This is a genomic window from Streptomyces calvus (assembly GCF_006782915.1).
GTDB classification, from domain to species: Bacteria; Actinomycetota; Actinomycetes; order Streptomycetales; family Streptomycetaceae; genus Streptomyces; species Streptomyces calvus.
This window is the reverse complement of sequence record NZ_VCNP01000016.1, coordinates 33,020-48,959: the sequence shown is the minus strand read 5'-3', so window position 1 is coordinate 48,959 and position 15,940 is coordinate 33,020. Positions and strand designations below refer to the sequence as shown.

Sequence of the window (15,940 nt, the reverse complement as noted above, 5' to 3'; positions counted from 1 at the left end):
TGCGCGCGCTGCGGCAGGTCTTCGGCCCCACGGTCGACGACACCGCCGAATATCCGGACCTGCTGCGCGGCATGGGCGCGCTCGACCTGATGCGCGAGGCCGACCCGCGGCTGGACCGCGACGGCGCCCGCCGTTTCACCCTCGACCTGTACGAGCAGATCCTCACCGCGTACCACGCGGGCGCGGTCCCGGCCGGACACGTCCCGCAGTTCACTCCCGACCACCACCGGAGCCTGCTGGCGGAGGCGGCACGCCGCTGGGACGCCGGCGCGCGCGGCCCCCTGACCGACTGGATCGGGCTGCCGGGACTGGTCCACATGCTGGACGGCCTCGCCGCGTCCCCGCGCCGCGAGTCCCTCGCCCGGCAGGTCCTGGAACTCGACGCGCACGATCCGGTCGGCGAGGCCGAGTGGTCGAGGCTGCTGTGGGCGTCGTACAAGGTCGCCGCGGCGACCGGCGCCCACCCGGACCGGGGCGCGTTCGCCGCCGCGGTGCTGCACCTGCCCGCCCCCGACCCGGCACGCTACGGCGAGGCGGTCCTCGTGGCGCGGCGGGCGGCGGCCGCGGGCCGCGACCCGTGGCAGTTCCACGAGGTGGCCGCCCACCACCTGGAGCAGCAGGGCGCGTTGGAGTCCGACCGGCTCCTGACGGACGACCAGGGCACCGCCTGGGGCCGGGGGCTGGACGGCGCCGGCCGGCCGTCCGGCACGTTCGACCCGTCCGTGGTCACCCTGCTGGGACACGCGCCCGACGGCACGCTCGTACCGGTCGGCACCGAGCCCGCGCCGTGGGCGGCCGACCCGTACCGGCCGGCACCGTTCGTGTACGTCGCCGACGGCGACGCCGACGGGCTCCGGGTGCCGGGTCCCGTACCGGCCCGCGAGTTCGGCGAACTCGTCCTGCGCGACCCGCAGTTGCTGGACATGGACGGGTACGCCGAGGTCGTCGCGGTGGTGCCGCACGCCAGGCCGTCCGGCACCCGGCCGGTCGAGGGCAGCATCCCGGGCGAGGGCGCCCGCAACTCGGCCCGCAACTGGTGGAGCACCGACAGCGCCACCACGCTCCACCACGACCCGGCGACCGGGACGTACACCGTCGCGCTGCTGCCCGGCCCCGACGGCCGGCCCGCCGCACCCGGCACCTGGGGCCGGACCACCCCCGCCGAGGGCGACCCCGCGGGCACGGGCACGGTGACCAACGGGACGGCGCCGGGCACGGCCGTGGCCGAGCCCAACACCGCCGCGCCCGCGCTGTCCTCCACCGGAACCCGAGCCGACGGCACCGACGGGACGATTCCCGGGGCCGAGCCTTCCGGCGAGGCCGGTGGTGCGGCCGACCTGGCAGCCGCACGGGACGCGCACGCCTCGGCGCTCACCGGCCTCCGCGAGGCCGCCGCCGAAGCCGCGACGACGGAGCGCATCAGCGGCGACGCAACGGCGGTGGCGGACGCCTGGGCCGCGGTCGGCGACGCGCGCCGCGCCGTGGAGGACGCCGAGGCACGCCTGTGGACCCTGGGCGCCACGCCGGACGAGTGGGGCGCGGCCCGGCGCACCGGCGCGCCGACCGGGACCGGTGAGACGGGCGGGCCCGGAACCGGCGTCGGACCGGCCACCGGTGACGGACCGGACACCGGTGACGCGGTCCCGGTCGTGCCGAGGGACGCCGACGGACGCCGCTGGATCGCGGAGCAGGTCACCGAGGCCGACCTGCCGTCCGGCCTGCCCGGCCCCTCCCCGGACGAGACCGTCGGCACGGACGAACTCGCCGCCGCGGGCATCGCGCTCTCCTCGGGCCGGCAGATCGAGCTGATGCTGCGCGGCGACGACCGCCTGCCCGCGACCACGCTGCAGACCCTGGACCTGGTCCGGGTACGGATGGCACGGCCCGGCGCCTGGACGGACGCGCTGGACACGGCGGCCGCGAACGCGTCGCGGCGGCTGTGGGCGCGGGCGTACGCCGACTTCGCGGACGCGGCGCCCGAGAGCACGGACGCGGCCGACGCCGCCCGCGCCTGGTCCGTCGCCGTCACCCTGGTGCTGCCGGCGGAGCCGCACCCGGTGGCGGCCGACTCGCGGTACGCAGGCGACGGCTTCCGCGACGCGGTGCGCCGGGTCGCCGGACACCTGCTGGGCGAGTGGACCGGCACCGGGGCCGTACCGTCGTCCGCCGCGGAACTCGCCGACACCCTCCGCACCGGCCTCGGCCTGCACCCGCGCTGGACCACGCCCGCCACGGACGTCACGGCCGACGACGCGGACACCGCGGCACCCGCCCGGACCGGCCCGGAGCCGGAGGCGGCAGCGGCTCCCGTGCCGCAGTCGGGGACCGGCGCGGACCTGCCCGACCTCGACATGACGGACATCGACACCGTCGACACCATCGACATGTCGATGCTCGACAACCTCGACCTGTCGGTCTTCGACGGCATCGACCTCGCCGGATTCGACTTCGACTTCGGCTTCGACGGCGACGGCTTCGATGTCGACCTCGGCCTCGGCACCTCCGGACCGGGCGCCCCGGACGCCCCGGACCAGGACGTGACCGACGCGGACGCGGCCGACACGGACATGGCCGACGCGGACCCGACCGCTCCCGGCCTCACCGACCACGACCCCACCACTCACGACCCCACCACTCACGACCTCACCGCTCCGGAACCGACCGCCGTGGACACCGGCGGCGGACAGCAGGTGTTCGCCGCGCCGACCGCGGCCGCCTCGTCGGGCCGGCCGCTCGCTCCGCTGCCCAGGCTGAGCCTCGTACAGTTCGACCAGGGGCGGACGACGCCCTCGTCCGACGCGCAACAGGCCGTCGAGCGGCTGGCGTTCCGGGTGGCCAGGGCCGGTCTGCGCAACCGGCGCGTCCGGGTGCCGCTGCCTAAGGTGGACATCGCCGGGTTCGGCGCCGACGGCCGTCAGGAAGGCACCGCGCAGGTGCGGGAGCAGGCCGCCCGGCAGCGCGGCGACCAGCGCGCGCGGACCGCGCACGACCTGTTCGTGCGGAAACTGGACCACGCGCTGCGCACCCTCCAGCAGAACGTGCCGCAGGACCGCCCGCGGCTGACCGCGAGGGACTTCAGGATCACCTCGCGCGGCCGGGCCCGGGTGCCGGGCCAGGGCGTCACCGTGGGCTCCTCCCAGCAGGTGAGCCGCGCGGACCTGGGCCGGCAGGCCACGATCGCCGTCACCTCGACGGGACACGCGGCCGCGGTGGAGACCCTGGACGCGCTGCGCCGCGCCGACCGGACACTGCGCACCGGGCCGCTCGACGTGGAGGCCGTCGCCCGCCGGGTCCTGCACCTGGAGCCGTTCGTGCTCGTCGACCCGGAGATGCGCAAGGACCTGTACGCGATGGTGGAACGGGCGACCGCGGCCGGGCGGGCGGACAGCCTGGCGGCGCTCACGGCGTTCCACCTCGACGAGGCGGGTGTGCTCGCGGCGGACCGCGCCCGGTACGTCACCGTCGGCGGGACCCGCGTACCGGGCCTGAACTGGGACGGATCCGACACCGTCGAACTGGACTCCATCTTCGTCGAGAGCCTCACGCCCGACCCGTCGGGCGGCTTCGTCCCCTCCGGCACGTCGGACTTCGCCCCGTGGGCGTGGGACGTGACGCCCTACGTCGTGCTGGCCGACGGGCGCCACGACACGGTGACGGCACGGCTGCCCGACGGTACGACGCAGGACCTGGACGCGGACGAGTTCGCCGAACTGGTCGCGGCCGACCCGGCGTTGCGCGGCATGATCGCCGGCGCGCCGATCGTGCTGGCCGTGCCGTTCGCCGGCGACCGCTACCTGGACCTGCCGAGGAAGCTCGCGGAGCGCACCGGCCGCACCGTGTGGGTGCACAGCGGCCTGGCCCGCCGCCACCCCGACCCGGCCAGCGCGCAGAGCACCATCGCCGTGATCCACAAGGACGGGCTGCCGCACGGCTCCTGGCTGCCGGTCCGGCCCGGCCTCGCGCCCGACGCCGACGACGACGCCCCCGCCTGGCACCGCGACGTGCTGTCCCAGCCCGTCGTCAGCACACTGACCGGGCAGCAGATCGGCCGCAGCCTGCACGATCCGTCCGAACTCCCGGCGCGTGAGGAACACTTCGCCGCTCTCGACCGGATGACGCAGTTCGTGCACTTCAACCCGGCCACGGGCACGTACTCCGCGAAGCTGCCGCTCACCGACCCCGGCCCGAAGGACAAGGCGTACCACCTCGCGGGCCACGGCCTGCCCGGCGGTCTGACGATGCCGCTGTCCGGCGGCGGGTCGAGGACGGCCGACCGGCGCGAGGCAGGGGAGTGGCTGCGCCGGCGCAAGAGCCTGACCGGCCGGCCCGCGGACCACTGGGTCGACATGGTGGTCTGCTACTCCTCGGCCCCGCAGGACGGCGCGGTGCAGGACCTCTCGCAGGTCGGCCACTCCTTCCCGGTGCCGTTCGCCGCGGATCCGGTCGACGACGACGCGGTCTCCCTGGGCCAGTACCTGGCGAACACCACCGGCCGCACGGTGCGCGTCTCCTACGCCCTGCAGGGCGCCTTCCGCTACCAGGACGACCCGGTGCGGGTGCTGTTCACCGACGAGCGCGGACGCCGCTGGTGGTGGGAGACCAGCCGCCCGGAGCCCGGTGAGGCGGAACTGGACCGGCTGGCGACGCTCGCCGGGATCGAAGGCGAGCCGACGCCGCGGACCCGGGCCGAACTGCTGCGCGTGGTGCGGACCCTGCGGCTGGTCCTCGGGCCCGACGTCGAGGACGCCGTCGACTACCCGACCCTCGTCCTCGGCGCCGCCGCCATCGACAACATGTGGCACGTCGATCCGGACCTCGGCCCGACCGGCCCGTTCTCGCCGGACCTGCTGCGCCGGGTCGTCGCGGCGCACCCGCAGGCCGCGTCCGGGGTGGACCGGCAGGCCACCCGCCGGGTGCTGGCCGCGGCGGCGCAGACGTGGTGGTCCGGCGCCCGGCCGGCCGTGAGCCGGTTCGTGCAGCTGCCGGTGCCGCTCTCGGCCGCCGGGTGGCTGCGGGACACGGCCGCGGTGGAAGCGGCGGCCGTCGCCGCGCTGAAGCTCGCCGGCCCCGACGAGGTGGGCGCGGCCGTGCGGGCGCGGATGTTCTGGGCGCGCGTCAAGGCGGAGGAGACGCTGCGGGCGGCCGGCCCGGACGCGGACGCGTTCACCGCGAAGGTGCTGCACCTGGACCCCGCCGTCGAGGTGGACGACGCGCTGCGCGGCGAGGCGCTGACGCTGCTCACCCGTGGTTTCGCGGCGGGCCGTGACATGGCCGACGGCAACGTGGCGGCGGCGTACGACCTGGAGGCGCGCGGCGCCTTCGACGGATCCGCGGCGTCCACGACCATGGGGTCCGAGCTGGGCGGCGGCCGGGACTGGAAGGACGGCACGGCCTTCCTGCCGGGGCTGGACCGGTTCCGGGTGGCGGACGCGGTCGTCGACGCGCCGTGGGCCGGACAGGACGCGTCGGGCAAGGACAAGCCCGTCCCGTACCTGGTGCGGGCGTCCGTCGACCTCCAGGACGGCAACCTCCTCCATGTCGCCTTCGGTGGCGCGTCGTACCAGGTGTCGGCCGCCGAGTTCGCCGAACTGCTCGCCCACGACACGTCGTTGCGGCGCAAGGACCTGACGACTCCGGTCCTGCTGGAGCTCGGCGGGTTCGACGGGCCCGCGCCGGGCGTCGCGGACGTGATCGCCCAGCGGCTGGGCCGCGGCGTGTGGTGGAGCCGGTCCCCGGTGGAGCTGTCCGGCACGGACGACGAGGGCACCCCGGTGCCCACACTGGTCAGCTCGCTGACCACCCTGACCGGTCCGACGGCCGCCGACTGGCAGGAGGCCCGGCCCGTCGACCAGGGCGGGACCCAGGAGGGCCACCGCCCGGTCGATCCGCCGCTGCCGGCGGCACCGCGTCCCGACACCGGTGCCGGCGGGGTGAGCACGGCCGGTGACGGCACGGCGAGCGGTGCCCCCGCGAAGCCGCGGTCCTCGGCCGGGGACCCCATGGAGGGCGTGGAGATGACATCGGTGCCGGTGCCCACCGGCCCCGCGTCCACCACCCCGGTGTTCACCAGCCCGGCCGCCCCGCCGTCGGTCCGCCCGCTGCCCGCCCTGCCGCCCCGCGGCCTGGTGGCCTACGACCCGGGGAAGACCGCGCCGTCCAGGAGCGGCGAGGAGACGCTCGAACGGCTGGCGTCGCAGGTGGCGGCCGCCGGACTGCGCAACCGGCGGGCGGGCGCCGCACTGCCGCGCCTGTCGATCACCGGGTACGGCGCCGACGCCCGCCGCGGGGACGGCGCGCAGACCGCCGAGCAGTCCGCGACGGCCAGGCGGCGCGGGCAGACCGCGCGCACCCAGTTCCTGCGGAGGCTGGACCGCGCACTGAACGACCTCCAGCAGGGCCTCCCCGCCGGTGCACCGCGCCTGACCGCCGCCGACTTCACCGTCGGACTGCGCGCCCAGGCCCGCGTCCCCGCCGACTGGACGGGCACGGGCGCCCTCGACGGCGTGACCCCGTCCGCCCTGGGCCGGCAGGCACTGTTCAGCGTCTCCCTGACCCCGGACGCCGCCGCCGTGCAGACGCTGGACACCCTGCGCGGCCGCGAACGGGCCCTGTGGTCCACCCCGTTGGACGTGGACGGGCTCGCCCGCCGCGTGCTGCACCTCGGCCCCGGCGCGGCCGTCGGCCAGGACACACGCGAGGCCCTGTTCGGTCTGGTGGACCGGGCGACGGCGGCCGGCGCGGCGACGAGCCTGGCCACGCTGGGCGCGTTCCACCTGGCGGAGCTGGGCGTCCTCGCGCCGGACCGCGCACACCACTTCACCGTCGGGGGCCACCGCGTACCGGGCCTCAACTGGAACGGCGACGACGACATCGCCGAGCTGGACACCACCCGCAGCGACCAACTGGAGGACAACGCCACCGGCGGCTACGACATCCTCGACACCACGCCGACCCCCTGGCCCACCGGCGTGACCCCCTACGTCGTCGCCGCCGACGGAGGGCACGACCGGGTGGAGGCACGGCTGCCCGACGGCTCCACGCGCGAGCTGGGCGTCGACGAGTTCGTGGAACTGGTCGCGGCGGACATCGCCCGGGAGGGACTGCCCCAGGGCACCCCGGTCGTGCTGGCCGTCCCCTTCGCCGCCGACGGCTACCTCGACCTGCCGCGCAGGCTCGCCGACCGCACCGGCCTGACCGTGTGGGCGCACAGCGGCGAGGCGACCCTCAGCTCGGCCCCCGGCTCGGCGAGCACCGTCGACACCGTCCGGCGCCCCGGCGTCCCCCGGGGCGACTGGATCGCCAGCCCGCCCGGCCTCGGCCCCGACACCGACGACGACGTACCGGACTGGCACCACGAGGTCGTCACCCGGCCCATCGTCAGCTCGGCGACCGGCAGGCAGATCGGCCGCGCCTCCCACCACGCAGCCGAGTACGCGCGGGACTTCGAGGACGACGACCGCCACCTCGACCGGATGTCGACGTTCGTCCACCTCTACCCGGCCACCGGCCGCATCTCCAAGGAGTACGACCTCCCGCGCCCGGGCCCGGAGGACACCGCCTACCGCCTGGACATGCACGGAGAACCCGGTCGCCTCCAGCTGGCCATGCGGGACGGCTCCGTACGGCTGGTCGACGAGCGGGAGGCAGGGCCGTGGCTCAGGCGGCGTAAGAGCCTGGCGAGCCTGCCGAAGGACCACTGGATCGACCTGGTGGTCTGCTGGAGCGGCGCGCCCGGGGACCACGCCGTGCCGGCCCCGAACACCGTGACCGACGGCTTCCCCGGCCCGTTCGTCCCCGACCCGCTGCGCGACGTCTCCATGGGCCAGCACCTGGCGAACAGCACCGGCCGCACCGTGCGCCTGGCCTACAGCGCGCAGGGCACCCGGGGGAGCAACGGCCGGTACACGCGCACCCTGTACGCCGACGCGCAGGGCCGCCACCGGGCCTGGGACCTGTTCCGGCCCGAGCCCGCGGACGCGGAGCTGGACCGCCTCGCGGAGCTGTCCGGGATCTCGCCCGGCGACGGACAGGTGTCGGACGAGATGCGCACCGGGACGCTGCGTCTGGTGCGGGCGCTGCGGCTGACGTTCGGACACGACGTGGACGACGCCCCCGACTTCACGGACCTGTTGCGCGGCGCCGCGGCGATCGACCACATGTGGCGCGCCGACTCGGACTTCGACGACGCCGGCCCGTTCACCCTCGACCTGCTGCGGCGTGTGGTCACCGCGCACCCCGAGGCCGCGTCCGGAGTCGACCAGGACGCCACCCGCCGCGTACTGGCCGCGGCGGCCGAGCAGTGGGCGATGTGGCCGGGCGACCAGCTGGCCGGGTTCGTGGACCTGCCGGCGGTGGAGGCCGCCGCCCGCTGGATGCGCGACGGCGACCCCGACGACGAGGCCGCCACCGCCCTGGACATCGAGGCCGACGAGGTCGGCGAGGCCGAACGGTCGCGGATCTTCTGGGCGCGGGTCAAGGCCGAGGAGACGCTGACCGCGCCCGGCCTGGACCTGGAGGACTTTATCGGCCAGGTGCTCCACCTGACGCCCGGCGCCCGCCCCGGCCTCGCGGAGCGCGACGAGGCGCTCGACCTGCTCACCCGCGCCTTCGCGGTGGGCCGCGACGCCTCCGACCCGGACACGGCGGCGGCGTACGAACTGGAGGAGACCGGGGCGTACTCCGCCACCGGGCTGCGCACGGTCCAGGACGGGGCCCGCGGCGGCGGCCGCGACTTCACCGGCGGACAGCGGCCGGCGAGCGTCGACCTGGCGCAGTTCCGCACGCCCGCCGGGCTGGTGGACGCGCCGTGGAAGCAGGGCCCGGACGCTCCGGTCCCGTACCTGGTGCGCGTCACCCCGGACCGGCAGGACCCTGAGCAGCTGCACCTGTCCTACGACGGTGCGTCGTACCTGGTGTCCGCCGACGAGTTCCTAGAACTGATGGCGCACGACCTGCCGCTGATGCGCAGGGAGCTGACCACGCCCGTCGTCCTGGCGTTCGCGGGCCCGTCCGCCGACGCCGGGGACCTCGCGGAGCGGACCGCGCAGTGGCTGGGCCGGACCGTGTGGTGGACCGACTTCCCGTCGGACCTGTCCGGGACCGGCGACTCCGGTGAGCCGGTGCTGACGCTGCACGCCTGGTCCGCGTTCGGCGGCGTCCCGGGCACCGACGCCTGGCACCGGGCGCGCCCGGCCCAGTCCGCCTCCCCGGAGGACGCGCCGCGCACCCTCCCGGCACCGGTGCCCCGCTCCACCGGCCGCGCCACCGCACCACCGGCCGCCCCCACCGGGCCGGGCCGCACCCTGCCGACCGACGCGAACTGGGCCTTCAGCACGGCGTCTGACACGACGGCGTCTGACACGACGGCGTCTGACGCGGCGACGTCTGACACGGTGGTGTCCGAGGCGGCCGGGTCCGGCATGGCTGCGTCCGACATGGCTGGGCGCGACATGCCCGGTTCGGACATGGCTGGGCGCCACACAGCCGCATCCGACATGGCTGGGCGCCACACAGCCGCATCCGACATGGCCGGGCGCCACGCAGCCGCGCCCGACACAGCCGCTCCCACCACCGCCGCCACCGCCCCGGACCCCCTGCTGTCCGCCGCCACGCTGCTGACCGGCCGCGACGGCACCCCGCGCGGCCGCGACTGGACCGGCACCGGCCTCACCACCCCCGACGTCTCACGGATCCGGCTGTACGAGCAGCGGGACGGCCGGCTGCGCCGGGTCTCCGACGAGGCGGCGCCCTGGGGAGACACCGCGTACGTGGTGGCGGCCGAGGCCGGCTGGGACGAGGCCCTGATCGCCGACGGCCGGGAGCTGGACCCGCGGGCGCTGGCCGGCCTGCTGGCCGCCGACCCCGCCCTCGCGATGCTCCCGCCCGACGTCCCGGTCGTGCTGGTGAGCCCCTACGCGGGCGCCCAGTACGGCCAGTTGGCGCGGGCCGTGGCGGAGCGGCTGGGCCGCAGGGTGTGGGCGCCCAGCGGCGACGGACGCCTCCTCGACGACAGCACCGACGGCACCGACGGCATCGACGAGGCCGGCGCCCCCGTGCCGGCGCTCGTCGACGCCGACCCGGACGACGCGTACGGCGACTGGGTGCCGTTCGACCCGCCGGCCGACGCGCCCGCCCCGGCCGTGGACCGCGAGTGGGTCACCGTGGACGGCGTGCGGTTCCGCGACAGCGACGTGGACACCCGCCCGCTGGTCGGCGCGGACCACCGTTTCGAGGGCCGCGAGTCGATGCCGGACGACGGCCGCAGGCGGCTGCGCGAACGACGGCTGCGGCACTACCGCGACATGCGGGAACGCGCGCACGTGCTCCGCCTCGGCGACGAGTTCCACGTCGTCGGCACCGAGGAGACCACCCCCGACCCCGAGGCGTCCGTCTACACCTTCCACGCGCACGGCGTGCCCGGCGGCCTGAAGCTCGCCCACAAGGACGGCCGGGTGCTGCTGCTGGGCGCCGAGGCCGGCGGACGCTACATCGGCGGGCTGCCCGAGGTGGTCCAGCGGGCCGCCGGCGACGACCTGCACGTCGCGGCCTGCTACGGCGGCGTGGCGGGCGACCCGCTGCGCGAGCAGTCCCTCATCCGGCCCGCACCGCCCGTCGAGGACCCCCTGGAGGAGGTCCCGCTCGCCCAGCATGCCGCCAACCACAGCGGACGCACCACCACCGCCGCCACCGGCAGGACCGGCTACAACGACACCGTGCGCCTGCTGGCGGCCACCCCCGACGGCACCCTCTCCCGCATGGAGACGTTCCTGCCCGAACCGGTCGACCGGATCGCGGAGTTGACGGAGGCGGCCGGCCTGCGTCCCCTCCCGCACCCGACGGGTGTCGCCGCCTGGGACGACGCCGGTCCGCGCGCCCTGCGCCTGGTGCGGGCACTGAAGCTGGTCTTCGGCAACGAGGTGGAGGCCGACCGCGGTGTGCCCGGCGGCCGGCACGCACGCCTGCTGCGCGGCATCGGAGCGCTGGAGAACCTGCGGGCGAACGATCCGGACCTGAGCACCCTCACACCGCTCCGCATGGAGCTGTGGGAATCCCTCGCCGCCGCGTCGTCCGGTCGACCCGTCCCGGGTCCTGCCGAGTTCGAGGCCGTCCTCGACCGCGCTCTCGCCGCGCCGCCCGACGCCGCGCTCACCGCCGTATGGGACGCGCCCGCACTGCGGTCCGCGCTGGACCGGATCACGGCGGGCGGCGACGCGGCCGTACGGGCGGTGCTGCGGACACCGCCCACCGAACCGGTCCCGCCGCGCGCCCACGCCCGCGCCCTGTGGGCGATGACCGGAGCGTCCCGCCTGCTGGACGCCAAGTCGCCGGCCGAGCGGGAGCAGTTGGGCCGCGCGGCGCTGCACCTGCCCGCCGACGCCCCGTGGGACGCGGCGGCGGAGGCCCGGTTGCGTGAACTCACCGAACAGGCCGCCGCGGCCGGACGGGATGTGACCCGCACCGGCGACCTGGCCGTCTTCCACCTGGACACCCTGGGCGCCTTCGCCGACGAGAGGCGCATCCGCACACCCGACGGCACCCTCCAGGGCCGCAACTGGGGCCCCACTCCGCTGCCCGGCGGCCTGGACCCCGCCCGCCTGCGGACGACCACGGCCGGCCCCGACGGCGCCACCGCCACCTCGACGGAGTTCGCGCCGTGGACCCGGCAGGGCGCCCCGGCACCGTACTTCGCGCACACGGAGACGGACCCCGACGGCACGGCGGTGCTGCGGCTGCCGGGCGGCACCGTGCGGGTCACCGAGGACGAGTTCTTCGCCCTGCTGGAGTCCGACCCCGAGCTGCCGCTGACGGACCGCCGCCGGCCGCTCGTCCTGCTGACGTCCGGGGACGGCACCGCCCGGTGGACCGCCCAGCGGGACTTCGCCCTCCGCAACGACCGCACCGTATGGACGTACGACGGCACGCTCACGGCGTCCGAGGGCGACGCGACGCGGCCGGGCCTGGTGACGGCCGGGCCGGCGCAGGCTCCGTCCGGGCCGCGACCGGGCACCTGGCACCGGACCCGCCCGACCCCGCCGCCCACGGACGCAGGCCCCACCGGCACACAGGGCCCGGACGCACAGGGCCCGGGCACACAGGGCCCGGACGCACAGGGCACCGGCACACGTGACGCCGGCACACAGGGCACGCGCACACAGCACACCGGCACACACGGCAACGCCGAATGGCAGGCCACCACCGGCACGCAGGCAACCGCAACGACCCTGCCCTATTCGGCGGACGGGCAGTTCGACCGCCGGTTCGAGGACACGCTGAGTGAGTTCCCGGTCGTCGCCGCCGACGACCGGCACACGGTGTGGGGCTTCGGCCAGGACGACCCGGCCCTCCACGTGTTCACGGCCGAGATGCCGTCGCTCGGACTGCGCGGCGAGTACACCGCCGACGGCCCCTCCGCCGGCGGAGTCACCGACATGGACGGGCGGCTGTACTCCGACGGCCCGGCCTGGGACTGGTACCTGCCCGGCCGCGGACTCGTCGCCTCCTCCCGCCTTTCGACCAGGCCGCAGGACCCGAGCGACCCCGACTCCCCGCCCGTGCCGGTCGCCTGGCCCGCCACCGGACCGGTGAGCCCGACCCCGCCCGTCGACCCGGCCACCGTCGCCGCGGACCCGGCCGCGCTGGCCGGCGCCACGCTCCCCGACGCGTTGTGGCGCGACCACGACGGCCCGCTCCACCGCTTCAGCCCCGACGGTCCCGAACGCGTCTTCCGCGAAGGGCTCAAGCCGTACGGACCCGAGATGGTGCACCTCATCGACCATGTCTACGGCGGGAGTTCACTGGTCCCGGACACCGTCTTCGCGAGCACGACCGCGAACCGCGACTACGTCCGCGACAGCGCCCGCGCGAACCCGCTGGGCGCCCCCGCCCTGTTCCACCGCTACCGCTGGCGCTACGACATCGAGGCACCCGGCGGCATCGACGTGAACGCCACGCTGGGCCTGGCCTCGCCGTTCCCGGACCAGGAGGAGGTGCTGTTCCCCGGAGGCATCGACCGACGGTTCATCCGCGGCGTGCAGCCCCTGGTGGGCGGTGTGCCGGTCGGACCGTACGTCCCGAATCCGTTCTTCGCACCTTCCGCGACGGCGGTGACGGACGCGGACTTCGCGGGCCCGTCGGGGCAGACGGCCCGCCCGACCCTGGAATCCTTCCCGGCCCTCTCCCGCGACGACTCGGACTCGGACGACGACCCGCGCCCGCTCCTCTCCCGCGACGACTCGGACTCGGACGGCGACCCGCGCCCGCTCCTCTCCCGCGACGACTCGGACTCGGACGGCGACCCGCGCCCGCTCCTCTCCCGCGACGACTCCGATTCCGACGACGACCCCACGCCCGTGCCGTCACCCGCGCGGCACCGGGAGCCGTCCACGGACCGGGAGGACACCACCCCGGCGCCGGAGGGCCACCGGAGCCGGACCGGGCCCGCCGGACGGACCGGTGACCTCCCCGCACCCCCCTGGGTCCTGGCCCGCATCCGCTACGCGCAGGAAGCCCTGATCTTCGAGCAGCGGCTGGCCGACCACCTCGGCGAGCACGAGCAGGTGAACGCCGAGTTCGGCAAGGTCGTACGGGCGTTCTGGACGATCGCGCTGCACAACCGCACGGACTACCGGCTGTTCGGCAGCAACAGCGGTCTGGGCGGCGGTGCCGTCGGCACCTCGTTCGAGGATCTGGCCCGGGTGGTGGAGTCCGGGAACCTGCGCGAGCGGGTGAACTTCCTGTTCAACGGTGTGGCCAGGGACCTCGTCCCGTACCTCATGGGCGGTGTCGAACCCCAGCACCCGGTGATCGGCATCGAGCGCCGCGACCGGCACCGCACCGAGCAGATGAGGCGGTACGAGCGCGAGCGCGACGAACTCCTCGCGGCAGGTCTGGACCCCGAGGACGAGGACCAGGAGATGGAGGAGCTGGAGGCGCTGGTACGCACTCCGCTGCGCCCCTGGGAGGTCCGGCCCCCGCTCAGCCCGGCCGAACGGCGCCTCGCGGTCCGGGACGGCGTCCTGCTCTGGTCGCCCGCCGGACAGACGCACACCCTGCCGATGGTCGCCGACTTCCAGGCCCGTTCCGAGGACTCCGGCGGCCTGGTGCTGACCGGCACCTCCGGCAGCGCCTACCGGATCATCACGCACGTGGCCCGGCTGACCCGGCTCGCCGGTGTGCCGGTGGACCTCGGTCTGATCAGGTCCGGACTGGCGGGCGTGCTGGTGGGGGTGGGGCACCACAGCTTCCACGAGGTGATGGTCGGCGCCCAGCACGCGCTGGACGAGTTCGACCGCTCGGCGGCCTCCGTGTACGTGAACAACTGGGGCCGCTACTGGGACGTCCACCCGCTCACCGAGGAGGAGTTGCGCACCCACGTCGCCCGCGAGGGCCTGTTCCCGGACGAGCACGCGCGGGCCCTGCTGGCCGCGCTGGAGGCCGACCGGGCCGCGGAAGCGGCGGCCGAGAGGGCCGGGGGAGCGGCGGCCGAGAGGGCCGGGGGAGCGGGACGAGCCGGCGGGAGCGCAGGTACGAGTGAAGGGAACGACGACGATGGCCGCCGATGACCAGACGCCCGCACGGCCCCAGACGCCCGCACGGCCCCCGACGCCCGCACCGCCTCCGACGCCCGCACCGCGCACGGCGGCCCCCGCAACCGTCACCCGCGACCGGCCCGACTTCCCGGTGCCGCCCGAGGACATCGCCGCCGCGGCCCGTACCGCGCCGGACCACTGGCTGTCGGTGACCGACCGGCACTGGCTCGGCGCGACGGACGACGAGGTCCCGCCCCCGTGGGCGGTGCTCGGCCGCTGGCGCAGCGACGCACACGGCGAGATCGTCGCGTGGGAGCCGAACCCGGACTACCGTCCCTCGCCCGCCGCGCTCGGCTGGGCCCCGCCGGTCAGCGACGCCGACGCCGCCGTGCACCTGGCCGCCACCGGCTACGGCCCGGACGCGGACGTCGCCGAGGCCCTCGCGGAGGCCGGCTCCGTGGCCGTGTGCGTGACCGAGGACGGGCAGCCGGCGTGGACCCGGGCACCCGGCGGCGGGCACGCGGTACCCGTCTTCCCCGCGTCCCCCCGGGCCCTCGCGGACCGTCTGCCGCCGCATGTGATGATGACGCTCCCCGACCTCCTCGACCGGCTGCCGCCCGGCCGGGACGTGCTGTTCCTCAGCTCCTCCGCACCGGCGGCCCTGCTCGTCCCGGCGGACGAACTGCGGGCGCGGCACGAGGAGACGGCGACGGCACACCCGCCGGCCGCCCCGGCACGGACCGCCGTCCGCCCCAGCACCGACACGGACCACCCCAGCAAGCGAGGACACGATGAGTGAGCCCGGCGCCGACACCCCCGCCGCCGCCCCCCTGGACCCCGCGCCTCCCGAGGAGTTCGTCGAGGCGGCCAGGCTGGCACCCGACCACTGGCTCTACCTGACCGACCCCGCCTGGCAGGGCGAGGGGCCGCCGCCGGAGTGGGCCGTCGTCGGCCAGTGGCGTTCCGACGCCGACGGGGAGATCGTCGAGTGGGAGGACAACGAGGACTACCGGCCCTCGCCCGAGGCGATGGGATGGCCCGAGCCCGCCGACGACGTGGACCGCGCCGTCCAGCTCGCCACCACCGGGTACGGCCCGGCGGAGGACGTCACCGCCGCCCTGGCCACGGCCGAGGTCGCGGTACTGGTCACGGCGGACGGCGACCCGGTGAGCGCGTCGGCGCCCGACGGTACGCCGGTGGTCCCCGTCTACACCTCCCCGCGCTACCTGCACGCCGCCGGCCCGCTCGGCTTCACGCAACTGCCGGTGGCCGACCTGCTCGACCGGATCCCTCCCGGCCACAGCCTGTGCCTCAACAGCTCCGCCCCGGTCAGCATGGTCCTGCCCGCGGACGGTCTCGCCGACGCCCTGAAGGAAGCGCGGACGGACGACCCGCCCGGCACGGACGTCTGA

The 15,940-nt window shown here is 76.1% G+C and carries 3 protein-coding genes (1 of these 3 only partly in view); all 3 read left to right on the top strand.

Going from position 1 to position 15,940, the window contains the following annotated elements; translation table 11 throughout:
• Tightly spaced (each overlapping or abutting the next), the 3 genes in view from FGW31_RS07685 to FGW31_RS07670 form a layout consistent with a single transcriptional unit that may run on beyond the window.
• Positions 1–14,561 carry the final stretch of a lonely Cys domain-containing protein gene (locus FGW31_RS07685; RefSeq protein WP_233452440.1) on the top strand. It extends 25,603 nt beyond the left edge of the window, so 14,561 of the gene's 40,164 nt are visible here — the last part of the coding sequence; the start codon falls outside the window, past its left edge; the stop codon is at positions 14,559–14,561.
• The gene (locus FGW31_RS07675) at positions 14,548–15,327 is read left to right on the top strand and encodes a type VII secretion system-associated protein (protein ID WP_142192616.1); all 780 of its coding nucleotides are present in this window, start codon (positions 14,548–14,550) and stop codon (positions 15,325–15,327) included. Before FGW31_RS07685 ends, FGW31_RS07675 begins: the two co-directional genes overlap by 14 nt.
• Positions 15,320–15,940 carry a type VII secretion system-associated protein gene (locus FGW31_RS07670; RefSeq protein ID WP_142192615.1) on the top strand — a complete coding sequence of 207 codons (621 nt, stop codon included), beginning with the start codon at positions 15,320–15,322 and terminating at the stop codon, positions 15,938–15,940. The genes FGW31_RS07675 and FGW31_RS07670 overlap by 8 nt, the downstream gene beginning before the upstream one ends.